Raw genomic sequence first — 24,808 nt, 5'->3', positions numbered from 1 at the left:
CCTGGTAACCTCGCACATGAAGGAGTAATAGTCAGATAAGTTGAATTCCCTTAGCTTTAAGGTGGGCTTATGCAGACGAATAAAAGTGATGCAGATGAGATGGCGAAGGCTATCGGCTACGTAGTGATGGAGTTGGCAAGGACAGGATGCGCCGTCACGGAAGAAGCAATCAATGAGCGTCTGGACAGCGTGCTGCACAAAGATACCCGCGTTGCGAAAGAAAGTGTTGAGCTACCAAAACCGCTCAGGTTTAACGAGTCGTTGTGCGGGTAGATTCTGGAGACAACAAATCAAACCGCGCTATTGGGTAGCGTTGAATGAAACTGCCTGTAAGGTGTTACACGATCGGACTGGAAAGCATTGCAATGGTTCAGCGATATGCACACCTTGCACCGAACCACCTGACCAAACACGCACGGAAAATTGATGCCATTTTTGGTAACCATGACACAAACACGACACAGGGAGAAAATCAGGCTGGATCAAAATTAGCGTAAGCCATTGATTTAATGGTACGCCCTACAGGATTCGAACCTGTGACCTACGGCTTAGAAGGCCGTTGCTCTATCCAACTGAGCTAAGGGCGCATTGCGCGGATGTTCCACCTTTGCGGTGGAAACGGCTGGAATTATACGGTCAGCGCCTGATGAGTCAATGTATTTTCCGCTGGCTGCTTGCTTAGTGAACGGCTGCGCGCAATTTCGCGCCATCCCTGCTGTTTCAAGGCCAATTCCTCACAGCTAATGACCTCTTTTCCGCGCCTTTCGATAACGATGCCCTTTACGGCGACGAACTCAGCCATCTGCCAAAGCGCCGTGAATACGCACATCCGGCTTGCCTCCTGCCGAATAGTGTTTGGTTCCTGGCGACACTTAATGTCAGCTAAAACAGCTTTTTCCTGTAAGGATATAATTCAGACGAGATTCACTTCCTGCTTTTTCCCTCTCTCCCGGAAAGCACAGTGAAATTAATCTCTGCAGGCAAAGCGATTGCCGCCGCAATAAAGTCAACGCGTAATGAAGATGAAAATATCCGCCGGGGCTTTAATTTTCCTGAGGATGATGAATTGTTGAAATTTCGTTAAAACCGGGACCGCGCGGGGCATTTTCCGCTCTCCGCCGTCCCCTTTGCAGGTGAAATACGCAAACGATAACTGACAGCACGCTGCGCTTCTGACAAAATAGTCACATCCCCCTTAGTTGAAACGACAGATGGAATCCTCTCTCTGATGGCAGCAAAGATTATTGATGGTAAAACGATTGCGCAGCAGGTGCGCTCTGAGGTTGCGGAAAAAGTACGGGCGCGCGTAGCGGCCGGGAAACGCGCCCCAGGCCTGGCAGTCGTACTGGTTGGCAGCAACCCGGCATCGCAAATTTACGTCGGCAGCAAGCGCAAAGCCTGTGAGGAAGTGGGTTTCATCTCCCGCTCTTACGATCTTCCTGAAACCACCAGCGAAGCCGAGCTGCTGGAACTTATCGACAAGCTGAACGCTGATGTCACCATCGACGGTATTCTGGTGCAGTTGCCGCTGCCCGCCGGTATCGACAATGTGAAGGTGCTGGAACGTATCGCGCCGGATAAAGATGTTGACGGTTTCCATCCGTATAACGTGGGTCGCCTGTGCCAGCGCGCGCCGCGTCTGCGTCCCTGCACACCGCGCGGGATTGTGACGCTGCTGGAGCGCTACAACATTGATACTTTCGGCCTCAACGCCGTGGTGATCGGCGCGTCCAACATTGTCGGCCGCCCGATGAGCATGGAACTACTGCTGGCGGGCTGCACCACTACCGTGACGCACCGTTTCACCAAAAATCTGCGTCATCACGTTGAGAACGCCGATCTGCTGATCGTCGCGGTTGGTAAACCGGGCTTTATTCCGGGCGAGTGGATCAAAGAGGGCGCGATTGTTATCGATGTCGGCATCAACCGCCTGGAAAACGGCAAAGTGGTCGGCGATGTAATTTATGAAGAAGCCGCCGCCCGCGCGGCGTATATTACCCCGGTTCCGGGCGGTGTCGGCCCGATGACCGTCGCCACCCTGATCCAGAACACGCTGCAAGCGTGTGAAGAATATCATGATGTAGAAGGCGCATAAGATGGCAACATTTTCCCTGGGAAAACATCCGCACGTAGAGTTGTGCGATCTGCTGAAACTGGAAGGCTGGAGCGAAAGCGGCGCGCAAGCGAAAATCGCCATTGCTGAAGGTCTGGTGAATGTGGATGGCGCGGTGGAAACGCGCAAACGCTGCAAAATCGTCGCCGGTCAGACGGTGAGTTTTGACGGCCAGAGCGTGACCGTCACCGCCTGAGTCTCTGCCAAAATGCCGGATGGCGCTGCACCTGTCAACGCCTGCAAATTACACGTTTCCAGGCCGGATAAGGCGATAGCCGCCATCCGGCCTTTCTTATTTAATCACCCCGCAATTATCACGGTTTATTACCGATCAACCTCAAATAATCATTAATTGATCTGGCTGAATGTGAAAATTTAGTTGCAGCTTTTTTGCCCTTATCTCACGATAGGTAGAACGTTCTACTAAAACGTTCTACTGACAATAATAACGCGCAAAATGCGCTACTTCGGGGGAAATCAGCATGAGTCTGATATCAGGGTTTGTTAAATCGCTGTCTAAATTATCGATGATTGGTCGCGCGCTGATGCTGCCGATCTCGCTGTTACCGGCTGCGGGCTTATTACTGGCCTTCGGCGACAAATTCCATCTGCCGCTGATGATGAACGCAGGCGGCGTCATTTTTGATAACCTGCCCATGCTTTTCGCCATCGGTTCGGCAGTCGGGCTGGCATCCGAATCCGGGATTGCGGCGCTGTCGGCGGCGGTATCGGTGTTTATCACCAACATCACCATCGGCACCATGTTAGGCATTACGCCGGAGATGGCCTCGCAGGGCGGGAAATACTCCATGGTGGTCGGGATCCCGACGCTGCAAATGGGCGTTTTTGGCGGCCTGATCTGCGGTATTCTCGCCGCCTGGTGCTATAACCGTTTCCACACGATGCAGTTGCCGGAGTTTCTCGGCTTCTTCTCCGGCAAGCGCTTTGTCGCCATTGCCACGGCATTCCTGTCATTTGTGCTCGGCCTGCTGCTGCCGTATGTCTGGCAACACATCCAGGCGGGTATTGATGCGCTGTCGGTGATCGTCAACGGCGATAATCAGGCGGCTTCGACCTTTATTTTCGGGCTGGTAGAACGCGCATTGATCCCGCTCGGCCTGCACCACATCTGGTATCCCTCGTTCTGGTATTCGTTTGGCGATTACACCACGCAGGCTGGTCAGGTGATCCACGGCGATCAGACTATCTGGTTCAAAATGCTGGAAGAAGGGGTGAAATCGTTCAGCAGCGACACCTACCAGAACGCCGGGAAATTTATGCAGGGCGAGTTCCCGCTGATGTTGTTCGCGCTGCCGGCGGCCTGCCTTGCGATGTATCACGAAGCGCAGACCCGCAACAAAAAGATTGCTTTCGGTATCCTCTTCTCGGCGGCGCTGACCTGCTTCCTGACCGGGATCACCGAGCCGGTTGAATTTACCTTTATCTTTGTCGCGCCGATCCTCTATGTCTTTAATGCCATTATGGCGGGCCTGGCCTATATGACGATGTATCTGCTGCACGCGCACATCGCCAAATCGTTCTCTGCCGGTTTTATTGATTACCTGTCATTCGGCATTCTGCCTTCGTTTAATGGCTATCAGACCAACTTCCTGAACGCTATTATCGTCGGTATTCCGATGGCGCTGATTTACTACTTCACCTTCCGCTTTGTGATCCGCCGTTTTGATGTCAAAACGCCAGGCCGTACCGACGTGACCGCGGTGGCGGACGATAAAACCGATACCGAACTGGCCACAGAAATTATCGGTCTGCTGGGCGGCGCGCAGAATATTGATTCCGTGGGATCCTGCATCACCCGTTTGCGCCTCGAAGTGGCGAAGAGCGAAATGGTGGATAAAGATGGCCTTAACGGGTTAGGCGCACGCGGCGTGGTGTTCGTGGGCGACAGCGGTATTCAGGTGATTTTTGGCGCGAGGGCGCAATTTATCGCACAAACTATGTCCACGATGATCGGCAAATAATACTATGCCGGATTGGCGCCTCTGTGCCAGGTTACCCGAGGCGCTAACCCGGCGGATAAGCAGGAAATTCAGGGAGCAGAGTTGAAGAAAGTCAGCATTATTGATGTTGCAAAACAAGCGGGCGTTTCCGTCTCCACCGTCTCGCTGGTGCTGCGTCAGAAAGGGAAAATCTCGGAAGCGACGATCGGGAAAGTCCATGCGGCGATCGCGGCGCTTGGCTATGTGCAAAACGTCGCGGCGGCTAACCTGCGCGCCAACACCTCCAACCTGATTGGGCTTATCCTGCGCGATTTCAGCGACAGCTTTTCTATCAAAGTGATGGCCAGTATCGTTCAGGAGCTAGAAAAACAGGGATATATGGTGTTCCTCGGCCAGCCGCTTAATGATGGCGAACATCTGGAACGCTGCCTGCTCTCCTTCCAGCAACAGGGCGTGGCGGGCGTGATTTATCTGGCCTCGGATACGCGCAGCGCCTCGCTGCCTGAACAGATCCGCCAGTGCCAGCTTCCGCTGGTGGTGGTTTCACAGTCGCTGCTCAACGAAAACTGCGATTTGGTGATGCGTGATAACCGGCAGGCAGCGAGCCTGGCGACGCGCTACCTGATTGAACGCGGACACCGCAGCATTGCCTATATTGGCGGCGTCGAAGGCGATTTACTTCGCCAGCAGCGGCTGCTGGGTTTTCGCAGCGTGATGAGTCAGTATGGGCTGGTGCTGCGTGAAGGTTCAACGCCGGATTGCAGCGACGACACCCAGGCGGCAAGCTACGCTACCCGGCAACTGCTGGAAAATAACAACACCATCACCGCCCTGCTCTGTCACTCTCCGGCGGCGATGATTGGCTCGATATCCGGTATTCACCACACCGGGCGCACCATCGGTAAAGATGTCTTTCTTTCTCAACAAGTTGCGCTGATAGGCTTTGAGGATATGTTGCACGTCAATCTCACCTCGCCCTCGTTCACCTATGTCTCTTCTGCCAGTGAAGAGACCGGACGCCAGGCTGCCGGGCTGATGCTGCGCAAACTGAAAGAACCAGAACTGCAAACCCAGCGCATTACGCTCTCCGGGCAGCTTATCGCCCGCGAATCAGCGTAATTAAGCGCGTCTGACAAACGGCGTCCGGTGCTTGCTACCGAATGGCAGAGAAAAATAGGCCAGAGATAAAAAAAGCGGCCGAAGCCGCTTTTTTCTTACTTACGACGCCAGGTGGTACCCTGCGGACCATCTTCCAGCACGATGCCCATCTCATTCAGACGGTCACGCGCGGCATCGGCCGCCGCCCAGTCTTTTGCTTTACGCGCATCGAGGCGCTGCTGGATCAGTTGTTCAATCTCAGCCACTTCGCCATCGTCCGCCTGCGCACCGCTTTGCAGGAAAACATCCGGCTCCTGCTCCAGCAGACCGAGCACGCCCGCCAGCTTACGCAAATGTGACGCCAGCGCGTTGGCCGCATGCGCATCTTCCGTTTTCAGACGGTTCACTTCACGCGCCATGTCGAACAGCACCGAGTAGGCTTCCGGCGTGTTGAAATCATCATCCATTGCTTCAATGAAACGCGCTTCAAACGCCTCGCCGCCTTCCGCTGGCACCGCGCTGTCCGTGCCGCGCAGTGCGGTGTAGAGACGCTCCAGCGCAGAGCGTGCCTGTTTCAGGTTCTCTTCGCTGTAGTTCAACTGGCTGCGGTAGTGACCGGACATCAGGAAGTAGCGGATGGTTTCCGCGTCGTAATACTTCAGCACGTCGCGCACGGTAAAGAAGTTGCCCAGCGATTTGGACATCTTTTCACGGTCAACCATTACCATTCCGGAGTGCATCCAGTAATTTACGTACTCGCCGTCATGGGCGCAGGTCGACTGCGCGATTTCGTTTTCATGGTGCGGGAACATCAGGTCAGAACCGCCGCCGTGAATGTCGAAATGTGAACCCAGTTGTTTGCAGTTCATCGCTGAGCACTCAATGTGCCAGCCCGGACGCCCTTCGCCCCACGGCGACTGCCAGCTCGGCTCGCCCGGCTTAGACATTTTCCACAAGACGAAATCCATCGGGTTACGTTTCACTTCCGCGACTTCCACGCGTGCCCCCGCCTGCAGCTGATCCAGATCCTGACGGGAAAGCTGGCCGTAAGTCGGATCCGTCGGCACGGAGAACATCACGTCGCCGTTGTCAGCCACATAAGCGTGACCGCGTTCCAGCAGGCGTTCGGTGATTTCAATAATTTCGTGAATATGGTGCGTCGCGCGCGGCTCGCTGTCCGGACGCAGGATATTGAGCGCATCAAAATCCTTATGCATCTCAACGATCATACGATCGACCAGCGCGACAAAGCTTTCGCCGTTTTCATTCGCGCGTTTAATGATTTTATCGTCAATATCGGTGATGTTACGCACATACTTCAGCTTATAGCCGAGAAAACGCAGGTAACGTGCAACTACGTCGAAGGCAACAAAAGTGCGGCCATGGCCGATATGACACAGATCGTAAACAGTGATACCACACACGTACATGCCGACTTCCCCGGCATGAATAGGTTTGAATTCCTCTTTTTGGCGCGTCAGTGTATTAAAGATTTTTAACATCGAAGATTCCATTTGGACGTGTGTGGAACGAAAACCGCATATATTACCCGTAATTCAAACCCGAAGCAGCACACTTTGCAAGGTGATCCCACCTCGCGGTTATGCTATAACAGGCGACTATCTCTGACCCACTGGCGGGTCTGCGCACTACACTATCAGAACAGGATGCAATAATGGTTACTTTCCACACTAATCACGGCGACATCGTAATCAAAACGTTTGACGATAAAGCGCCTGAAACAGTTAAAAACTTCCTGGACTACTGCCGTGAAGGTTTCTATAACAACACGATTTTCCACCGTGTTATCAACGGCTTCATGATTCAGGGCGGCGGCTTCGAACCGGGCATGAATCAGAAAGTCACTAAAGAACCGATCAAAAACGAAGCCAACAACGGTCTGAAAAACAGCCGTGGTACGCTGGCAATGGCGCGTACTCAGGCGCCGCACTCCGCGACTGCGCAGTTCTTCATCAACGTGGCAGACAACGACTTCCTGAACTTCAGCGGCGAAAACCTGCAAGGCTGGGGCTACTGTGTCTTCGCCGAAGTGGTTGAAGGCATGGACGTAGTTGATAAAATCAAAGGCGTTTCCACCGGTCGTAGCGGCATGCATCAGGACGTTCCGAAAGAAGACGTTGTGATTGAAAACGTGACCGTCAGCGAGTAAGCGTGGCGACACTCTTTATTGCAGATTTGCACCTGCAAACAGAAGAACCGGCGATCACCGCCGGTTTTCTGCGTTTTTTAGCCGGAGAGGCTCGCCAGGCGGACGCGCTCTATATTCTGGGCGATCTGTTTGAAGCCTGGATCGGCGATGACGATCCCAACCCGCTGCACCAGCAAATCGCCAGCGCCATCAAATCGCTGGTTGAAAGCGGCGTACCCTGTTACTTCATTCACGGCAACCGTGATTTTCTGCTCGGCAAACGCTTTGCCCGCCAGAGCGGCATGCAACTGCTGCCGGAAGCGCAAGTGCTCGACCTGTATGGCCGCAATGTGCTGATCATGCACGGCGATACGCTGTGTACTGACGATGCCGGTTACCAGGCGTTTCGCAAGAAAGTCCACACGCCGTGGATACAAACCCTGTTTCTCGCCCTGCCGCTGTTTATCCGCCGTCGTGTCGCCGCAAAAATGCGCGCCGGAAGTAAAGCCGCTAACAGCAGTAAATCGCAGGCGATCATGGATGTGAACCCGCAAGCCGTCATCGAGGCGATGGAAAAGCACCGTGTTCAGTGGCTGATCCACGGCCATACGCACCGCCCGGCAGTACATGAATTGATGGCCAATAATGCCCCGGCTTATCGCGCCGTTCTCGGTGCCTGGCACAGCGAAGGCTCAATGGTGCGCGTCAGCGAAACCGGTGTCGAACTGCTCTTTTTTCCCTTCTGATTAGCAACGCCAGGATGGCGGCAAACGCGCAAAACATCGCCACGCAACCGTTTTCCTTCGCCATTTTACGTGCTATTCTCTGTGCCCTCTTTTGTCGTCTGAAGTACACCCACAGGAGTTTTGAGACGCATGTCTTCAAGCAACCAACCGGCGCGCATCGCCATTGTTATGGGATCGAAAAGCGACTGGGCAACCATGCAGTTCGCCGCAGAAATTCTCGATACCCTGAACGTCCCGCACCATGTTGAAATCGTCTCAGCACACCGCACTCCGGATAAACTGTTTAGCTTCGCCGAAAGCGCAGAGCAGAACGGTTTTCAGGTGATTATCGCTGGTGCTGGCGGCGCGGCGCATTTGCCCGGGATGATTGCGGCTAAAACACTGGTGCCGGTGCTGGGTGTACCAGTACAAAGCGCCGCGCTGAGCGGCGTCGATAGCCTCTACTCTATCGTCCAGATGCCGCGCGGTATTCCTGTTGGTACGCTGGCGATCGGCAAAGCTGGCGCGGCAAACGCGGCGCTGCTGGCCGCGCAAATCCTCGCTCAGCATGATGCTGCACTGCATCAGCGTCTGGCGCAGTGGCGTAAAACCCAGACCGACGAAGTGCTGGACAATCCGGATCCCCGGGGTGCGGCATGAAGCAGGTTTGCGTATTAGGTAACGGCCAGCTTGGCCGCATGCTGCGCCAGGCCGGTGAGCCGCTGAGCATTGCAGTGTGGCCGGTCGGGCTCGACGCGGCGCCGGAAGCGGTGCCGTTTCAGCAGAGCGTAATCACGGCGGAAATTGAACGCTGGCCGGAAACAGCGCTGACCCGCGAACTGGCACGTCACCCGGCGTTTGTAAACCGCGACGTATTCCCGGTAATAGCAGATCGCCTGACGCAGAAACAACTCTTTGACAAGCTGCAACTCGCTACCGCGCCATGGCAACTGCTGGCGGAGAAAAGCGAGTGGCCGGGCGTGTTTTCGCGTCTGGGCGAGCTGGCCATCGTCAAACGCCGCGTCGGCGGTTATGACGGTCGCGGCCAGTGGCGTCTGCGGGCTGCCGATACCGATCAACTGCCGGAAGAGTGCTACGGCGAGTGCATCGTCGAGCAGGGCATCAACTTTTCCGGTGAAGTGTCACTGGTTGGCGCGCGCGCCCATGATGGCAGCACGGTGTTTTATCCGCTGACGCACAACCTGCATCAGGACGGCATTTTGCGTACCAGCGTGGTTTTCCCGCAGGCCAATGCCGAACAGCAGCAGCAGGCCGAAGAGATGCTTTCGGCAATCATGCACGAGCTGAACTACGTTGGTGTAATGGCGATGGAGTGTTTTGTCACCCCGGCCGGGCTGCTGATTAACGAGCTGGCGCCGCGTGTTCACAACAGCGGCCACTGGACGCAAAACGGTGCCTCAATCAGTCAGTTTGAACTGCATCTGCGCGCGATAGTGGATTTACCGCTGCCGCCGCCGGTGGTCAACAGCCCGTCGGTGATGATCAACCTGATTGGCAGCGATCTCAATTACGACTGGCTGAAGCTGCCGCTGGTGCATCTGCACTGGTACGACAAAGAGGTGCGTCCGGGGCGTAAAGTGGGCCATCTGAACCTCAACGACAGCGATACCGACCGTCTGAGCGCCACGCTGGAAGCGCTGGTTCCGCTGTTACCGCCGGAATATGCCAGCGGCATCGCCTGGGCGCAGTCAAAACTGCAATAATCCGGGATCTGAACGCTGGCGGCCATCGCCAGCGTTTTAAATTTCACTTGCCGCGTCCCTTTAAAGCAGTCCGCTCTCCTGAACGTCCTGTACACATATCAGATCCGCGCCACAACATCACAAATCATCCGCGGGAAATTAATCTCCGCCAGAATTTTATTTGCCAACTGTTCGGGGGAGGCATTTTTTGGCGTCAGATAAATATCTTTTTTCCACATAACGGCGATTTTCGCTAATTTCAGCAAATGATATTTCCTGATACCCAGCGGTAATATCGCTTCGTCAAAAGGAATCACCGGGTTTCCTTTATGAATCCCCAAACACGTATTGGCACTATCATAAATATATTTCTCATCTCTATTAGGTTCAGCATTGAGTAAAAGCCCCCCTTGATAAAGTAAACGATCGCCCTTGCCTATTTTATGGATACGCCACAGTTGTCGCTTGTTGTAATCAAGATCATTTCTGGCAGAAAAACCCACTGCTCTGTAGGGATGATAGAAAACCGAGGTCCTGCCATCATCCCGTCCCCGTGAATAGCGATTGAGTTCCAGACGGATACGACAAAATTCTTTCGTATCGGGCTGATAATAGTAAAAGGATGAAAACCCTTTATTTTTCGGTGCAGTAAACCAACATTTAAACATACATCCTCCATTGTATATTTAATTAAAGCAAACTAGCTGGTAAATACTGCCCATAACCATTACCTAACCACAATTAGAGAAGCATTAAATAAGTTAAAAACAATACACTAATAAGACATTTCAACGGTTCAGCTTTATTCGTGTCGATAATCCGATTCTGCAAGCTGGCAGTTATCACCAGCATGCAGATGTAAGCTCAATGCCCCGGTAAATAAATCATAAGATATGCTACATCGCGTATAACACTACACCGGGGTTATTCTTTTCACTCTTTGTATATGCCCGAAGCGATCGCGTCAAACATTCGAGACATTCGCGTCATTCAGAGGGATATTGACTGCCGCCAGAATTTTATACGCCAGTTGAGTAGGTGTGGCATCTTTAGCCGTAAGATAAAGATCGCGTTTCCAGGAAGTGGAAACTCTGGCTAAATGCAGTAAATGTTCCATCATGACGCCTGGAGGTAAAACGGCGTTTTCAAGAGGAATGACCGGATTTCCTGCATGGATGAATGGGCTCGAATCAGAACAGTCATAAACATGTTGCGCATTCGGCCCAGGCTCCGACTCAAGAATCAGATGGTTTCTATAAAATAATCGGCTACCTGATGATGTATTTTGAATGTGCCACGCACGCGGGCTAACATCAAGGTCATCACGTGATGAAAAACCAACTATTCTATTATTGCGATAAAAAACGGCGGCTCTTCCATCGTCATGGCGGTTCGTTCGACGGTTCAACTCCAGTCGAATTCGGCAAAACTCACTCGTTTCCGTGTCATAATAATAAAATGATGAGAACTTATTGTTGCCTGGATCGGTGAACCAACATTTAAAGCTCGTTCCTATATCATAATAAAAGTAAGCGGGAGCCTCCTTATTTTTAGGCCCACAGCACAACCGTCCAAACCTCTTGAACCATTTAAACATAGCCTGTCCTTGTTTATTTAACTCAAATTAATAATAACATATAAAATATAATTTACAGATAAACAGACCACAAGCTAATTGCTATTAATTAATTAGATAATACTCACCCTGCATAAGATACTTAATATTATTAAAATATCACTAAATAAAAATTATTTCCCCGTCCCCCTCTCAGAGATTGAATCTGGATAGGATTTGGAATATCACAGCAATATTCCGAACGCAGATAAAGAACCCTCTTCCCCTGCCTTTGCTCTCCGCCGCTTCAGGCGTAAAATCTGCACGCGGCGGTTACCGCCAGCGTTTTGCAGAAGGAAGCCTCATGAACGACACGACGGATTACCTGACTATCCTGCGTGATACCACTCCCCTTATTGATGTCCGCGCACCGATTGAGTTTCACCAGGGCGCCCTGCCTGGCGCCATCAACCTGCCGCTGATGAACGACAGCGAGCGCGCCGCCGTCGGCACCTGCTACAAAAAAGCGGGGCCGGAAGCAGCGTTGCGTCTGGGTCATCAGTTGGTTCAGGGCGAATTACGGGAACAACGAATGCAGGCATGGCTCCAGGCCTGCGCGCAAAATCCGCGCGGCTATCTGTGCTGCGCGCGCGGCGGTCAGCGTTCGCACATCGTTCAGCAGTGGTTACGCGAGCGAGGAGTTGATTATCCGCTGGTCACTGGCGGCTACAAGGCTTTGCGTCAGGCAGCAATAGAGGCGATACATCAGCGTTTGCAGCGCCCGCTGTTGCTGATTGGCGGCTGTACCGGCAGCGGCAAAACGTTACTGGTGGCATCCCGACGTAACGGGATCGATCTTGAGGAGCTTGCCCGCCATCGCGGCTCGTCGTTTGGCCGCACACTGCAAGCGCAACTTTCGCAGGCCAGTTTTGAAAATCAACTGGCTGCGGCACTGCTGAAAACGTCTCCCGTCTTCTGGCTGCTGGAGGATGAAGGGCACGCGATTGGCGCGAACCATCTGCCAGCAATACTGCGTGAGCGCATGGCGCAATCGCCGCTGGTGGTGGTGGAAGAGCCGTTTGAGCAGCGGCTTGAGCGCCTGCGTAACGACTATTTTTTGCAGATGTCACAAGCCTTTATCCAGCGCGATGGTGAAGAAGCAGGCTGGCTGGCTTACGCAGAGTACCTGCGCCACGGTCTGTTTGCGATTCGCCGCCGTCTTGGGCTACAGCGTTTCGCACAGCTTAGCGCCCGCCAGCAGGAAGCGCTGATTCAACAACAGCGCACCGGTAACACAAGCGCGCACTTTGTGTGGCTCGCGCCGCTGCTTGAAGAGTATTACGACCCGATGTATCGCTATCAGTTAGAAAAGCGCGCGAAAGATATTATCTTCCGCGGCAATTTCGACGAAACGGCCGCCTGGCTGGCGGCGCAAAATAACCAGCAGTAATACGATCCCTCACTCTGCGCGGCGAGCGGGCCGACCGCATGAACCCGCTCGTGGGATATCAATGACGATCGCGCTTATCGGCGCGTTTTGCCAGCCAGTCGCCCAACATCTGCACCACCTGCACCAGCACGATCAGCGCCACCACCGTGACAATCATCACCTGCGTTTCATAACGATAGTAGCCGTAACGAATCGCCAGATCGCCCACGCCGCCACCGCCGACAATTCCCGCCATGGCCGAGTAGCCAATCAGACTCACCAGCGTGATAGTCAGACCGCGCAGTAAGCCAGCGCTGGCCTCCGGCAGCAGCACCGTACAGATAATGCGTAGCGGGCTGGCACCGAAGGCTTCGGCAGCTTCGATTATCCCTTTGTCCACTTCACGCAGCGCGCTATCAACCAGCCGGGCGTAAAAAGCGATAGCCGCGACAGACAGCGGCACGGAAGCGGCAATCGGCCCAATGGTATTGCCGAGCAGCCATTGGGTTAACGGCAGCAGCAACACCAGCAGGATGACAAACGGCACCGAACGGATAATATTGACCAGCACAGAGCTGATTAAATAAACCGCGCGATTTTGCCAGAAAAGGTGGCGATCGGTTACGAAAATCAAAAAACCTAACGGCAAACCACCAACAATCGCCAGCACCGTCGAGATGCTCAACATCTGGAAGGTTTCGCCAAAAGCCAGGCTTAAATCGGCCAGTAAATCATCCACGGATCACCTCCACCTGTGCGGTACGGTTGCGAATGTAATCAACGGCTTCTGCCACCCGATGCGGATTTTCAGCAGAGGACAATTGCACCACCAGCATCCCCAGCGCGCGCTCGCCGATATACTCAATTTTGCCGTGCAGAATATTCACCGCCACGCCAAATTTCACCGCCGCATCGGAGAGCACCGGCTGTTCAGCGGAGTCGCCAATAAACAGGATCTTCAGCAATTGCCCCGGCAAATGTTGTTGTAAACGCTCCGGTAGCGTCAGGTTCAACGTGTGCGATACCAGTTGTTGGGTGAATGCATGCTGTGGATGGGCGAAAATATCAAATACTTCCCCCTCTTCCACCACTTTACCGCCTGACATGACCGCCACACGATCGCAGATCGATTTGATCACATTCATCTCATGGGTGATCAGCACAATCGTGATCCCCAGTTGTTCGTTGATCTGTTTTAGCAGCGCCAGAATGGTGGCGGAAGTTTCCAGATCCAGCGCAGAAGTCGGCTCGTCGCACAACAATACATCCGGATGGTTGGCAATCGCGCGCGCGATACCTACACGCTGTTTTTGCCCGCCGCTCAGCTGTGCCGGATAACGATGCGCTTTATCGCTCAACCCAACCAGTTGCAGGATTTCCGCTACACGCGGGGCGATTTTGCTGCGCTCCCAGCCCGCTGCTTTCAGGCTAAAGGCCACGTTTTGCGCCACCGTGCGGGTGTGCATCAGATTAAAGTGCTGAAAAATCATACCAATGCGCTGACGCGCCTGGCGCAGCGCTGCACCATCCAGCGCGGAGATTTCCACGCCATTAATATTTACGCGGCCCTGGCTGGGACGCGTGAGTGCATTTAATGTGCGCAGCAGTGTGCTCTTGCCCGCGCCGCTGGTACCGACAATGCCAAAAATTTCACCTGCGGCGATGCGCAGCGAGACCGTATCAACGGCGCGCGTAGCACTTGCGCTCCCGCGACCTGCGGGAAAATCGACGCAAACCTTCTCTATCTCAATCATGCAAACCTCAAACGACAAAAGGCAGGCCGCAGCCTGCCAGTCAAATCAAGCGGAAACTTATTTCTTGTCCGCTTGCGTCATCCAGTCGGGTTTCTGGAAAGCGCCATAAACGTTATTGGGATCGTCAATAACTGCGCGATAAGCCGGTGATTTCACCACTTCAATAATATCTTTCGCGAAGGGTTTATCGGCGTCTTCCGTACGTACTGCAATGATATTCTTCAGATTTTCATCCAGATGTTCCTGCTTCAGTGCGGAAGAGAGCTTCAGCCCGGCGGCGATAGCAAAGTTACCGTTAACCAGTGAAGCGGTCACCCCATCCAGCGTGCGCGGCAGTTGTGCCGCTTCCAGCGGTTTGAACACCAGCCCTTTCGGGTTGCTGGCGATATCACGCTCGGAGGCTTTAGTCGGATCAATCGAATCTTTAATGGTGATCAGATCCAGCGATTGCAGGAAACGCAGCCCGCGTGCCAGGTTGGTCGGATCGTTGGAAAGCGTGACAATATCGCCCTTTTTCAACTCATCCAGGCTTTTGATTTTACGCGAATAAAAACCCATTCCCGCCGTCGGTACGCTGATCAGTTTGCTTAACTTCAGCCCCTTATCCGCGGTGAATTTGTCAAAATAGAGGCTGTGTTGAAACAGGTTCGCATCAATACTGCCGTTCGCCAGCGCCATGTTGGGTTGCACATAATCGCTGAATTCACGTACCACCACTTTATAGCCCTTCTCTTTCAGCGACGGCGCGATCGCCTGTTTCACCATATCGCCGTAAGGACCGGGCGCAACGCCAAAGACAATAGTGTGCGGATCGCTGCTGGCGTGAGCAAAAGGTAAACCGCATACCAGAAGTAGTGCGCCGAAGGTAGCGCGTAAGCTGAGACGACGTCCCATAAATTCTCCCTAACGAGTTGAGATGCTGTGTGGCGCGACGTGCAATGCGCCGCGTTCCATTTTCACCCTGTGAATAAGGCTGGAGGATAAGATGGCACAAACGCGGCCCAGCGGTAATTGAAAAAAATTCACTATGCTGTGAACTATGTCACTGAATGGTGGGGAGATATTTTCAGGATAAGGTGATGAAGCATAACGAAAAGCCCCACTTTTCGCGGGTAATACGCCGTTTCGTTATGCCTTTTATTGATAAGCATTGCCGGATTTAAACTAAGCGCTAAACCCGGCAGCGCCTGACTTATCAGAAGTCGTAACGCAGACGAACAATGTTCATATCAGCCAGAGACTTGTCGCTGCTGCTGGTAAATACGTGTTCGTAATCGACACGGAAACCGTAATCCAGCTGGAAGGTCACACCGACGCCGTTGTCGATACGCTGATAGTCGCGGCCAGTGGTGTATTGCAAACGGTCGCCCATCACGTACGGCTGAACATATTTAAGCGCGTACTGACCCACCGGGATTTTATAACCGGCAAAATATTCAATACCCCACGCGTCGCCCGCGAAGTAGTCGTGAACATTTTTCTGACCGGTGGTCAGGAAGTTTTCGTACCAGCCGCCGCCGAAGGAGAAGGTCCAGTTATCCGGCGTCCAGCTCAGCGCTGTACCATAGATGTTCTGGCTGTAGGAGTCAGTATCGCCAGTGCTGCTGTTACGCACATTGGCTTTGGTGTAGTTCCACGCCGTACCCCAGGTCAGGTCTTTGGCAATGTGGTAATCCACACCCAGTGAACCGCCGCCATTACGTTTGTAACGGATGCTGCTGTTTTTCAGCAACAGATCGCTATCGGAGAACAGGTAAGCGGCATAGAGATCAAAATCACCAAAGGTGTTTTTGTATTTCAGCATCTTACGTGAACGGTAAGAACCGTCGTAATCACCTTTGATACCGTTACCCGGCGCCTGGGCTTTCATGTCGTAATCCCAGATATCGGTTTTCGCGCCCACCACATCGTAATAAACGCTGTTCTGCTGACCAAAGGTCATCGTACCCCAGGTTTTACTTTTCAGACCGGTGTACAGCATACGACGGGTAGTATTGGTAGAACCTGCTGCGTAGTGATTATCCCAGTCGAACAGCGCAGGAATGTTCACACCCAGTTCGTAGTAGCTTACCCAGCTAATATCATCAAACAGGTAATAGTCGGAGGCGAAACGAAAACGGGTACCGCCATCATAGCCGTTACGTTTGTACGAGCCTTTGTCACTGTTGCCCATCGCATTATCGAACTGCGGACGGATAGAACCCCCAACGGTGAAGTTCAGACGGCTCAGCGGATCGCCAGCCTGTGGATCCTGTTTCAGAAGGGTGATTTCCGCCTGAGTTGCGAAAGATGTTAATGCCACTGCTGCGCCAATGGCTGTCGCCAGGGCGGTTGTTTTTATTTTCATGGTTTTTCCTTGATGGATAGACTCCACTAGTAAGTACTAGCGGCCAAATACTAACGTCTAAAAGTTCGCGTCTGTTGGGGATTTTTTGATTTTTTGTGCTACTAAATACTTTGAAACCAAGTATTTACACTTTGAAATGGAAACACACCATCAGAATCAATGGTGTGTTTTTCGTTAAGAAGTTATTGAGAAATGATTAACTGCTGAACTGACGAAACAGTGCTTTGCCCTTTAGCAGACGCGCACCAAGCCAACCGCCACAGACGGAGAGCAGCAGCGCGCCACACAGCGGCAGGGTGATCCACAGCCGCCAGTCCGGCTGCCAGGGAAAATCAAACACCCGGGTTTGCAGTACCGCCAGCGCCGTTTCCGCGCCAATGGCCGCCACCAACCCGGAGACCGCGCCCAGCAAGGCAAATTCGCACCATAACGTGGCGCGCAACAGCCGTTTTCCTGCGCCCAGCGTGCGATAAACCACCAGTTCCTGGTGACGCTGACGCATGCCTACCTGAACCTGAGCCAGCAGCAGCAACAGACCGCAGGCAGTGACCAGCACCACCATCACTTCCAGCGCCCGGCTTACCTGCTCCAGCACCTGACCGACCTGTTTTAAAATTGCGCCAATATCCAGCAGGCTGACGGTGGGGAATTCCCGGTTGAGCTGGGTCAACATGCTGTTACCATTTTCCCAGCGGAAGCTGGTCAGCCAGCTTTGTGGCTGACCATCCAGCGCCCCTTGCGGGAAGATAAAGAAGAAATTAGGTCGCATGCTTTCCCAGTCAACTTTACGCAAACTGCTGATTCTGGCGCTGAACTCCTGCGTATCGCCCATAAAGGTTACGCTGTCGCCCGGCTTCAGGCCAAGCCGTTCTGCCAGCCCTTCTTCAACAGACACTTCACCCGATTTTGGCGGCCAGCTTCCAGCGGTGATCGGATTATGCTCCGGTCGTTGCTGCTGCCAGGTAAGATTCAGTTCACGGTTCAGCGCTTCATCCTGATTTCCCTCGGTGGATTGACCGTTAATCTGCGTCATCCTGGCTCGCACAATCGGATAGAACGATTCCGGGCGCACATGATGTTCCGCCAGGAACGCTTTCATTGGCGCCACCTGTTCCGGCGCGATATTGATCAGGAAATAGTTTGGGCTTTCCGGCGGCAACTGCTGCTGCCAGCGATCCAGCAGATCGCCGCGCAGTACCAGTAACATCGCCAGCAACATAAAAGAGAGGGAAAATGCCGACAGTTGGCTCAGGGTTGACCACGGTTGGCGCAGCAGGCGATTCACTGCCAGACGCAGCGGCAGCGCTTTCAGGGTAAGCCGCTTTAAAACATTGAGCAGCAGCCAGCCGACCACGCCGCACAACAATGCCAGCACCACTGCCCCCGCCAGCACCGACCACAGCAGCATACTGCCGCCCATCAGCCAGGCCAGCAGCAAAACCGCCACGGCGCAGATGACTGGAATATAGAACTTCAGCGGCCAGACGTTCGCCACCGCATCGCGGCGCAATACGCGCAACGGCTGCGTGGCTAACAGCAAGCGATAAGGACGCAATCCCACCAACAGCGAAATCACCCCCACCGCGCCAACTGCCCACAACCACGGCCACAGGCTGGCAGGCGGCAACGCAGCGGGAAGCACCGGTTTGAGCAGCACCATCAACAGGCTTTCAAAGGCCAGCCCCAGCACGCCGCCCGTCACCACTGCCAGCGCCAGTACCAACAGCCACTGACCAACAATCAGTTTGCGTAGTTGCGCCCGCCCGGCGCCAAGGGTTTTCAGCACCGCCACCAGATCGTAACGGCTGCGACAGTAGTGCCCCATCGCCACGGCCACCGCAGCCACTGCCAGCAGCAGGGTTAGCAGCGCCGAAAGCAACAGAAACTGCTGCGAACGCTGGAGCGATTTACCGAGCGCCCCTTCATCCTGTTCCATGCCGTACCAGCGATGCTCCGGTTTTAGCTGTGGCAGCAACCACTTTTCGTAGGCATTGAGCTGCGCGGGCGTACCGGCAAATTTTGCGCGCCAGCTTACCCGGCTCCCTGGCTGTACGGCGCCGGTCTTCGCCACATCCGCCGTATTCATCAGCAGGCGCGGCGCCATCTGGAAGGGGTTGAAACCGGAATCCGGTTCCTGAACCACTTCACCGGCGATATGTAACGTCGCATCGCCAACATCGATCGTATCGCCAACCTGCAAATTGAGCAGTGCCATCAGCCGTGGTGCCAGCAAGACGCTGCCCACCTGCGGCTTCAGCCCGGCCGGACGGGTTTGCAGCTCGCCATAAAGCGGGTAAAGATCGTCGACCGCTTTCACATCCGCCAGTTGCGGCGTATCTCCGGCGAAAGTCATGGTGTTAAAGCTGATTTGCTCGCTCACTTTCAGGCCAAGTTTGCGCGCCTCATCCAGCCATGCCGATGGGATTTCGCGGGAACTGCGCAGCGCCCGATCGCCAGCCATAAAGTCGCGGCTCTGCTGGCTCAGCCCTTTTTCCATCCGATCGCTGATATTGCCGAGCGCCAGCACGCAAGCGACAGAAAGGCTGAGCGCCATCCAGACAATCAGCAGCGAGGGCGAGCGCCATTCACGCCAGAACCAGCGGGCAATCATGCTTCCTCCCGCAGTTCGCCGTTGACCAGGCGTAAACGCCGGCCGCAGCGCGCCGCCAGTTGCTGATCGTGCGTCACCAGAATGAGCGTTGTGCCGTGCTGCTGATTCATGGAAAACAGCAGGTCGGCGATTTTGTCGCCGGTCTGTCGATCGAGATTACCGGTGGGTTCATCAGCAAACAGCACGGCCGGGCGGCCGTTAAAGGCGCGCGCCAGCGCCACTCGCTGCTGCTCGCCGCCAGAAAGTTGCGCAGGCAGGTGATCGAGGCGCTTGCCCAGCCCCAGCTCTTCCAGCAGGGCTTTGGCGCTGCCGCGGCTTTGGCCGCCGTTTTCTCCGCGCAGCAAGGCGGGCAGCTCTACGTTTTCCAGCGCGTTAAGCGTGGGAATCAACATAAATGACTGAAAAACAAAACCCACATTCTGCGCCCGCAGTGTCGCTCGCGCCTCTTCATCCATCGCATGCAGCGGCTTACCCAGCAGATGAACCTGCCCACTGCTGCCATCATCCAGCCCGGCAAGGATCGCCAGCAGGGTCGATTTACCGGACCCCGATTCGCCAATCAGGGCGATGGTCTCGGCTGGTTTGACAACAAGCTCAACTCCGGTAAGGATGGAAAGCTCATGCTCCCCCTGACCGACGGACTTCTTAAGACGATGAACTTCAACAATGTTTTCCGCTGGCATTTGCCCTTCCTGTTGTTGCTTTTGTTAACCTTTCGCGCCGCGGCGGCGGACACGTTACTGATTCTGGGCGACAGCCTGAGCGCCGGTTACCGCATGGCGGCGAACGCGGCGTGGCCCGCGCTGCTCAATGACAAATGGCAGCAGAAGCCGACGGTGGTGAACGCCAGCATCAGCGGGGATACCTCGCAACAAGGGCTGTCTCGCCTGCCCGCGCTGCTTAAAGAACATCAGCCGCATTGGGTACTGGTCGAGCTGGGCGGTAACGATGGCCTGCGCGGTTTTGCGCCACAGCAGACAGAACAGACGCTGCGTCAGATATTGCAGGCAATCAAAGCCGCCAATGCAAAACCGCTGTTAATGCAAATTCGGCTGCCCGCCAACTACGGTCGCCGCTATAATGAGGCGTTCAGCGCCATTTATCCTAAGCTCGCCAAAGAGTTGGATGTCCCTCTGCTGCCATTTTTTATGGAAGAGGTCTATCTGAAACCACAATGGATGCAGGATGATGGTATTCATCCCAACCGCGATGCCCAGCCGTTTATTGCCGACTGGATGGCGACGCGACTGGCTCCCTTAGTTAACCACGACTCCTGAGCATTCAGGCACGCCCGCAGGTAAAGTTATGCAAAAAACGGTCTTAATAACAGGATGTTCCAGCGGTATCGGTCTGGAAAGCGCGCGCGAACTCAAACGCCAGGGGTTCCGCGTACTGGCTGCCTGCCGCAAAGTGGACGATGTCGCCCGCATGAACCAGGAAGGCTTTACCGGTATTTTGCTGGATCTTGACGATCCGGCGAGCGTCGATCGCGCCGCCGATGAAGTGATCGCTCTGACCGACAACCGCCTGTATGGCCTGTTCAATAACGCGGGTTACGGCGTTTACGGCTCGCTGGAAACCATCAGCCGCCAGCAGTTGGAACAGCAGTTCTCCAGTAACTTTTTCGGCACCCACCAACTGACGATGCGCCTGCTGCCCGCCATGACGCCGCACGGCGAAGGCCGCATTGTGATGACCTCATCGGTGATGGGGCTTATTTCTACGCCCGGCCGCGGCGCTTATGCCGCCAGCAAGTATGCGCTGGAAGCCTGGTCCGACGCTTTGCGAATGGAGCTACGCCACAGCGGCGTCAAAGTAAGCCTGATTGAGCCGGGCCCTATCCGTACCCGTTTTACCGACAACGTTAATCAGACGCAGCGCGACAAACCCGTGGAAAACCCCGGCATCGCGGCACGTTTTACCCTTGGCCCAGAGGCGGTAGTGGCAAAAGTGCGCCATGCTTTTGAAAGCGCGCATCCCAAAATGCGCTATCCGGTTACGCTGGTGACCTGGGCGGTGAGCCTGCTGAAACGCCTGCTGCCTGGGCGCATGATGGATAAAATTTTGCAGGGGTGAGTTGAAGGCGCAATATCCTCCCCCATGTAAGAACAATGAGTTAAAAAACAGAGAATTTCCTATGTCCGTACAGAATATTGTCAATATTACCGAAGTGAATCTGCAACAGGTGCTTGAGCAGTCGATGGGCACGCCAGTGCTGTTCTATTTCTGGTCCGATCGTAGCCAGCACTGCCAGCAACTGACACCGGTGCTGGAAAGCCTGGCCGCGCAGTACAACGGACAGTTTATTCTGGCGAAAGTCGATTGCGACGCCGAGCAAATGGTGGCGTCGCAGTTTGGTCTGCGCGCCATTCCTACCGTCTACCTGTTCCAGAACGGCCAGCCGGTTGATGGTTTCCAGGGGCCGCAGCCGGAAGAAGCCATCCGCGCATTGCTGGATAAAGTCCTGCCGCGTGAAGAGGAACTGAAAGCGCAACAGGCGATGCAGTTGATGCAGGAAGGCAAGCACGCAGAAGCGTTGCCGCTGCTGAAAGAGGCCTGGCAGCTTTCGCAGCAAAACAGCGAAATCGGCCTGCTGCTGGCGGAAACACTGATTGTATTGAACCGCGCGGATGAAGCCGAAAACGTGCTGAAAACCATCCCGTTACAGGATCAGGATACCCGCTATCAGGGGCTGGTCGCGCAGATTGAACTGCTGAAAAAAGCCGCCGATACGCCGGAGATCCAGCAGTTACAAAAACAGGTTGCCGACAATCCGCAGGACGCGCTGCTGGCCACACAACTCGCGCTGCAACTGCATCAGGTCGGGCGCAACGAAGAAGCGCTGGAGTTGCTGTTCAGCCACCTGCGCAAAGATCTCAGTGCCGCCAACGGCGAAGCGCGTAAAATGCTGCAAGAAATTCTTGCCGCACTGGGAACCGGCGACGCGCTGGCCTCGAAATACCGCCGCCAGCTTTACTCCCTGCTCTACTAATTCCCCCTGCTAAATTTGGCGATCGTGCTGCTTTGATCGCCAAATCGGGCTAAGATGGCATCAAATTAAACAGGAGGTTTTTTTGATGCCAATCGTCATTCTGGTTCTTATCTTTGTCGCGCTGGTAGTAGTTATTTCCGGCGTCAAAATCGTACCGCAAGGTTTCCAGTGGACGGTAGAACGCTTTGGTCGCTTTACCCGAACCCTGCAGCCGGGCCTGAGCCTGGTGGTGCCGTTTATGGATCGTATTGGTCGTAAAATCAATATGATGGAGCAGGTTCTTGATATCCCTTCGCAGGAAGTTATCTCGAAAGATAACGCTAACGTCACCATCGACGCGGTCTGTTTTATTCAGGTGATCGATGCGCCGCGCGCCGCTTATGAAGTCAGCAATCTGGAACTGGCAATTATCAACCTGACGATGACCAACATTCGTACGGTGCTCGGCTCGATGGAGCTGGACGAGATGCTCTCGCAGCGCGACAGCATCAATACGCGCCTGCTGCACATCGTCGATGAAGCCACCAATCCGTGGGGCGTGAAGGTAACCCGTATTGAGATCCGCGACGTTCGCCCACCGGCAGAACTGATTGCCTCGATGAACGCGCAGATGAAAGCCGAACGTACCAAACGCGCTTATATTCTTGAAGCTGAAGGGATTCGCCAGGCGGAAATTCTCAAAGCCGAAGGGGAAAAACAGTCGCAGATTTTGAAAGCGGAAGGCGATCGTCAATCGGCATTCTTGCAAGCTGAAGCGCGCGAACGTTCTGCCGAAGCGGAAGCTCGCGCGACGCAGATGGTTTCGGAGGCCATTGCCGCCGGGGATATTCAGGCGGTGAACTACTTTGTGGCGCAGAAATACACCGAAGCGCTGCAACAAATAGGTTCTGCGAATAACAGCAAGGTGGTGATGATGCCGCTGGATGCCAGCAGCCTGATGGGCTCGATCGCCGGGATCGCCGAGCTTATCAAAGACAGCTCCAGCGAGCGGACTAAACGATGATCGCGATGCTGCTCGAACACACCCACCTCGCCTGGCTGGTGCTGGGCGGATTGCTGCTCGCCGCTGAAATGCTCGGCGGTAACGGCTATTTGTTGTGGAGCGGCGTGGCGGCAGTGATCACCGGTTTGCTGGCGTGGCTCATTCCTTTCAGTTGGGAGTGGCAAGGGGTGCTGTTTGCCCTGCTCACCCTGCTGGCGGCCTGGCTATGGTGGAAATGGCTGAGCAGCCGGGTGAAACAGCAGAAACCCGCCGATGCCTCGCTTAATCTGCGCGGGCAACAGCTGATGGGACGCCGCTTTCAGTTAGATAACGCACTGGTTAATGGGCGCGGCCATATGCGCGTCGGCGACAGTTCGTGGCCGGTCAGCGCCGACGACGATCTCGCCGCCGGTACGCACGTCGAAGTGATTGCCGTGGAAGGCATTACGCTGCGGGTTAAAGCCGTGAGCAAATAGCGCTCACCCCTTCGCGTGATGGCAGCAGCCGGAAAGGTTATCAATAATCGGGCAGTCGGCGCTGTCATCGCCAGGGCAGGAATCCGCCAGCGCCAGCAGCTGCGTGCGCATGACCTGTAATTCCTTAATATGACGCTCAATCTCCGCCACTTTTTGTAAGGTCCGCGCTTTCACATCGGCGCTGTGGCGGGCCGGATCGTTGAACAACGTCACCAGCTCGCCGCACTCCTCAAGGTTAAAACCAACCTGCCGCGCCTGGCGCAGCAGCGTCAGTTCGTTCAGATGCTGCTGGCTGTAGCTGCGGTAGCCGTTCTCGCTGCGCAGCGGCGGCGTCACCAGCCCTTTCTCTTCATAAAAACGAATCGCTTTGCTGGTTAAACCGGTTTTTTTTGCCACATCGCTGATATTCATTTTTTCACCTTGCTGCCGAACCTCTGATTTATAATATAAATCGCAATCATGTAATCAACCAAATATATCCATGTAACTAATATATTTTTTATTTACCCACCTTGCCGCTTCGCTATAACATGTAGCCGGATGTTTCAAAGAATGATAAATGATTTACACACAGGAGTGTTTATGAGTGATATGGCGTTTTGCCGTGGTTGCGGAAAGGAAATACATAAAGAAGCGGTGGCCTGCCCGCATTGCGGCGCGCCACAAAATATTGCCGGAAAGAAAAGCCGAATTTCCGCCGCGTTGTTCGCCTTCTTCTTGGGTGGTTTTGGTGCACACAAGTTTTATTTAGGGAAACCAGGACAGGGGATCCTTTATCTTCTGTTTTGCTGGACCTTTATTCCGGCGATCATCTCTTTCGTCGAATTTATTATTTATCTGTGCAACTCCGATCAGGAATTTGCCCGTAAATACGGTTGAGTTTGACTCGCTGACAATCAACAAACCCCGCCCG

At 54.3% G+C, this 24,808-nt stretch carries 28 protein-coding genes, 1 tRNA gene and 1 pseudogene; 18 read left to right on the top strand and 12 right to left on the bottom strand.

All coding sequences use genetic code 11. The features are described from left to right. The first annotated feature begins 69 nt into the window (after positions 1-69). Both C0557_RS05775 and C0557_RS05770 read left to right on the top strand, forming a co-directional pair. The gene (locus C0557_RS05775; RefSeq protein ID WP_208657805.1) at positions 70-273 is read left to right on the top strand and encodes a hypothetical protein; all 204 of its coding nucleotides are present in this window, start codon (positions 70-72) and stop codon (positions 271-273) included. 74 nt (positions 274-347) lie between these two features. Beyond that, positions 348-497, top strand: a pseudogene (locus C0557_RS05770) (integrase); the annotation flags it as partial. 13 nt (positions 498-510) lie between these two features. Here C0557_RS05770 and C0557_RS05765 read toward each other — a convergent pair. After that, a tRNA-Arg gene (locus C0557_RS05765) sits at positions 511-587 on the bottom strand. 41 nt (positions 588-628) lie between these two features. Then, positions 629-802, bottom strand: a complete 174-nt coding sequence (locus C0557_RS05760; RefSeq protein ID WP_208657804.1) for a hypothetical protein — start codon at positions 800-802, stop codon at positions 629-631. Positions 803-961: 159 nt separating this feature from the next. Between C0557_RS05760 and C0557_RS27555 the strand changes: the two genes are divergently transcribed. From C0557_RS27555 to malI, 5 genes are all read left to right on the top strand, one after another. Continuing rightward, a complete protein-coding gene (locus C0557_RS27555) occupies positions 962-1,084 on the top strand; it encodes a hypothetical protein (protein WP_256371250.1) in 123 nt (40 codons plus the stop codon). A gap of 144 nt (positions 1,085-1,228) precedes the next feature. Continuing rightward, on the top strand, positions 1,229-2,095 hold the full coding sequence (gene folD / locus C0557_RS05755; protein WP_007373630.1) for a bifunctional methylenetetrahydrofolate dehydrogenase/methenyltetrahydrofolate cyclohydrolase FolD: 867 nt from the start codon (positions 1,229-1,231) through the stop codon (positions 2,093-2,095). A gap of 1 nt (position 2,096) precedes the next feature. Then, the gene (ybcJ, locus tag C0557_RS05750) at positions 2,097-2,309 is read left to right on the top strand and encodes a ribosome-associated protein YbcJ (protein ID WP_043954536.1); all 213 of its coding nucleotides are present in this window, start codon (positions 2,097-2,099) and stop codon (positions 2,307-2,309) included. Between the two features lie 286 nt (positions 2,310-2,595). Further along, on the top strand, positions 2,596-4,095 hold the full coding sequence (locus C0557_RS05745) for a PTS transporter subunit EIIC (RefSeq protein WP_074776733.1): 1,500 nt from the start codon (positions 2,596-2,598) through the stop codon (positions 4,093-4,095). Positions 4,096-4,176: 81 nt separating this feature from the next. Beyond that, complete coding sequence (gene malI / locus C0557_RS05740; RefSeq protein ID WP_208657803.1) at positions 4,177-5,193, top strand: Mal regulon transcriptional regulator MalI; 1,017 nt, start codon at positions 4,177-4,179, stop codon at positions 5,191-5,193. A 95-nt stretch (positions 5,194-5,288) separates the two neighbouring features. On the opposite strand, the gene cysS is transcribed toward malI, so the two are convergent. Continuing rightward, the gene (cysS, locus tag C0557_RS05735) at positions 5,289-6,674 is read right to left on the bottom strand and encodes a cysteine--tRNA ligase (RefSeq protein WP_208657802.1); all 1,386 of its coding nucleotides are present in this window, start codon (positions 6,672-6,674) and stop codon (positions 5,289-5,291) included. 173 nt (positions 6,675-6,847) lie between these two features. On the opposite strand from cysS, the gene ppiB reads away from it, so the two are divergent. From ppiB to purK, 4 genes are all read left to right on the top strand, one after another. Continuing rightward, positions 6,848-7,342 (top strand): peptidylprolyl isomerase B, encoded by a 495-nt coding sequence (gene ppiB, locus C0557_RS05730; RefSeq protein ID WP_074776730.1) that lies wholly within the window; start codon positions 6,848-6,850, stop codon positions 7,340-7,342. A 2-nt stretch (positions 7,343-7,344) separates the two neighbouring features. After that, positions 7,345-8,067 (top strand): UDP-2,3-diacylglucosamine diphosphatase, encoded by a 723-nt coding sequence (gene lpxH / locus C0557_RS05725; RefSeq protein WP_208657801.1) that lies wholly within the window; start codon positions 7,345-7,347, stop codon positions 8,065-8,067. A 129-nt stretch (positions 8,068-8,196) separates the two neighbouring features. Beyond that, positions 8,197-8,706 (top strand): 5-(carboxyamino)imidazole ribonucleotide mutase, encoded by a 510-nt coding sequence (purE, locus tag C0557_RS05720; protein WP_007373622.1) that lies wholly within the window; start codon positions 8,197-8,199, stop codon positions 8,704-8,706. Continuing rightward, positions 8,703-9,770, top strand: a complete 1,068-nt coding sequence (gene purK, locus C0557_RS05715) for a 5-(carboxyamino)imidazole ribonucleotide synthase (RefSeq protein WP_208657800.1) — start codon at positions 8,703-8,705, stop codon at positions 9,768-9,770. The genes purE and purK overlap by 4 nt, the downstream gene beginning before the upstream one ends. Positions 9,771-9,868: 98 nt before the next feature. Here purK and C0557_RS05710 read toward each other — a convergent pair whose 3' ends face one another. Further along, positions 9,869-10,417, bottom strand: a complete 549-nt coding sequence (locus C0557_RS05710) for a hypothetical protein (protein WP_208657799.1) — start codon at positions 10,415-10,417, stop codon at positions 9,869-9,871. Between the two features lie 296 nt (positions 10,418-10,713). Beyond that, entirely contained in the window at positions 10,714-11,346 is a 633-nt protein-coding gene (locus tag C0557_RS05705; protein ID WP_208657798.1) for a hypothetical protein, read from the bottom strand. Positions 11,347-11,668: 322 nt separating this feature from the next. On the opposite strand from C0557_RS05705, the gene mnmH reads away from it, so the two are divergent. Continuing rightward, positions 11,669-12,754 (top strand): tRNA 2-selenouridine(34) synthase MnmH, encoded by a 1,086-nt coding sequence (gene mnmH / locus C0557_RS05700; RefSeq protein WP_208657797.1) that lies wholly within the window; start codon positions 11,669-11,671, stop codon positions 12,752-12,754. A 58-nt stretch (positions 12,755-12,812) separates the two neighbouring features. Here the strand turns inward: mnmH and C0557_RS05695 are convergent, their stop codons facing one another. From C0557_RS05695 to ybbA, 6 genes are all read right to left on the bottom strand, one after another. After that, positions 12,813-13,472, bottom strand: coding sequence for a methionine ABC transporter permease (locus tag C0557_RS05695; RefSeq protein ID WP_007373618.1), 660 nt, complete (start codon positions 13,470-13,472; stop codon positions 12,813-12,815). Next, positions 13,465-14,487: a methionine ABC transporter ATP-binding protein gene (sfbB, locus tag C0557_RS05690; RefSeq protein WP_208657796.1), complete on the bottom strand. Its 1,023-nt coding sequence runs from the start codon at positions 14,485-14,487 to the stop codon at positions 13,465-13,467. The genes C0557_RS05695 and sfbB overlap by 8 nt, the downstream gene beginning before the upstream one ends. A 57-nt stretch (positions 14,488-14,544) precedes the next feature. Then, complete coding sequence (locus C0557_RS05685) at positions 14,545-15,381, bottom strand: MetQ/NlpA family ABC transporter substrate-binding protein (protein ID WP_208657795.1); 837 nt, start codon at positions 15,379-15,381, stop codon at positions 14,545-14,547. A gap of 301 nt (positions 15,382-15,682) precedes the next feature. Further along, on the bottom strand, positions 15,683-16,834 hold the full coding sequence (locus C0557_RS05680; protein WP_074776723.1) for a porin: 1,152 nt from the start codon (positions 16,832-16,834) through the stop codon (positions 15,683-15,685). Between the two features lie 196 nt (positions 16,835-17,030). Then, entirely contained in the window at positions 17,031-19,445 is a 2,415-nt protein-coding gene (gene ybbP, locus C0557_RS05675) for a putative ABC transporter permease subunit YbbP (RefSeq protein WP_208657794.1), read from the bottom strand. Then, positions 19,442-20,128, bottom strand: a complete 687-nt coding sequence (gene ybbA, locus C0557_RS05670) for a putative ABC transporter ATP-binding protein YbbA (RefSeq protein WP_208657793.1) — start codon at positions 20,126-20,128, stop codon at positions 19,442-19,444. The genes ybbP and ybbA overlap by 4 nt, the downstream gene beginning before the upstream one ends. Between ybbA and tesA the strand changes: the two genes are divergently transcribed. The 5 genes from tesA (at position 20,099) to C0557_RS05645 (ending at position 23,895) form a co-directional block, all read left to right on the top strand. After that, a complete protein-coding gene (tesA, locus tag C0557_RS05665; RefSeq protein WP_043956930.1) occupies positions 20,099-20,722 on the top strand; it encodes a multifunctional acyl-CoA thioesterase I/protease I/lysophospholipase L1 in 624 nt (207 codons plus the stop codon). The genes ybbA and tesA overlap by 30 nt on opposite strands. Before the next feature lie 28 nt (positions 20,723-20,750). Then, on the top strand, positions 20,751-21,521 hold the full coding sequence (locus C0557_RS05660; protein ID WP_208657792.1) for an SDR family oxidoreductase: 771 nt from the start codon (positions 20,751-20,753) through the stop codon (positions 21,519-21,521). Positions 21,522-21,582: 61 nt separating this feature from the next. After that, a complete protein-coding gene (locus C0557_RS05655; protein ID WP_208657791.1) occupies positions 21,583-22,437 on the top strand; it encodes a co-chaperone YbbN in 855 nt (284 codons plus the stop codon). A gap of 85 nt (positions 22,438-22,522) precedes the next feature. After that, positions 22,523-23,440 (top strand): SPFH domain-containing protein, encoded by a 918-nt coding sequence (locus C0557_RS05650; protein WP_035887325.1) that lies wholly within the window; start codon positions 22,523-22,525, stop codon positions 23,438-23,440. Then, a complete protein-coding gene (locus C0557_RS05645; RefSeq protein ID WP_074776717.1) occupies positions 23,437-23,895 on the top strand; it encodes an NfeD family protein in 459 nt (152 codons plus the stop codon). Before C0557_RS05650 ends, C0557_RS05645 begins: the two co-directional genes overlap by 4 nt. Positions 23,896-23,898: 3 nt before the next feature. On the opposite strand, the gene cueR is transcribed toward C0557_RS05645, so the two are convergent. After that, positions 23,899-24,306, bottom strand: a complete 408-nt coding sequence (cueR, locus tag C0557_RS05640; RefSeq protein ID WP_208657790.1) for a Cu(I)-responsive transcriptional regulator — start codon at positions 24,304-24,306, stop codon at positions 23,899-23,901. A gap of 171 nt (positions 24,307-24,477) precedes the next feature. Between cueR and C0557_RS05635 the strand changes: the two genes are divergently transcribed. After that, complete coding sequence (locus tag C0557_RS05635; RefSeq protein ID WP_007373606.1) at positions 24,478-24,774, top strand: TM2 domain-containing protein; 297 nt, start codon at positions 24,478-24,480, stop codon at positions 24,772-24,774. Positions 24,775-24,808: the final 34 nt, after the last annotated feature.

It is taken from the genome of Kosakonia sp. MUSA4 (genome assembly GCF_013085925.1).
GTDB classification, from domain to species: Bacteria; Pseudomonadota; Gammaproteobacteria; order Enterobacterales; family Enterobacteriaceae; genus Kosakonia; species Kosakonia sacchari_B.
The sequence above is the reverse complement of the archived record's forward strand: the minus strand, read 5'-3'. Positions and strand labels throughout refer to the sequence as shown.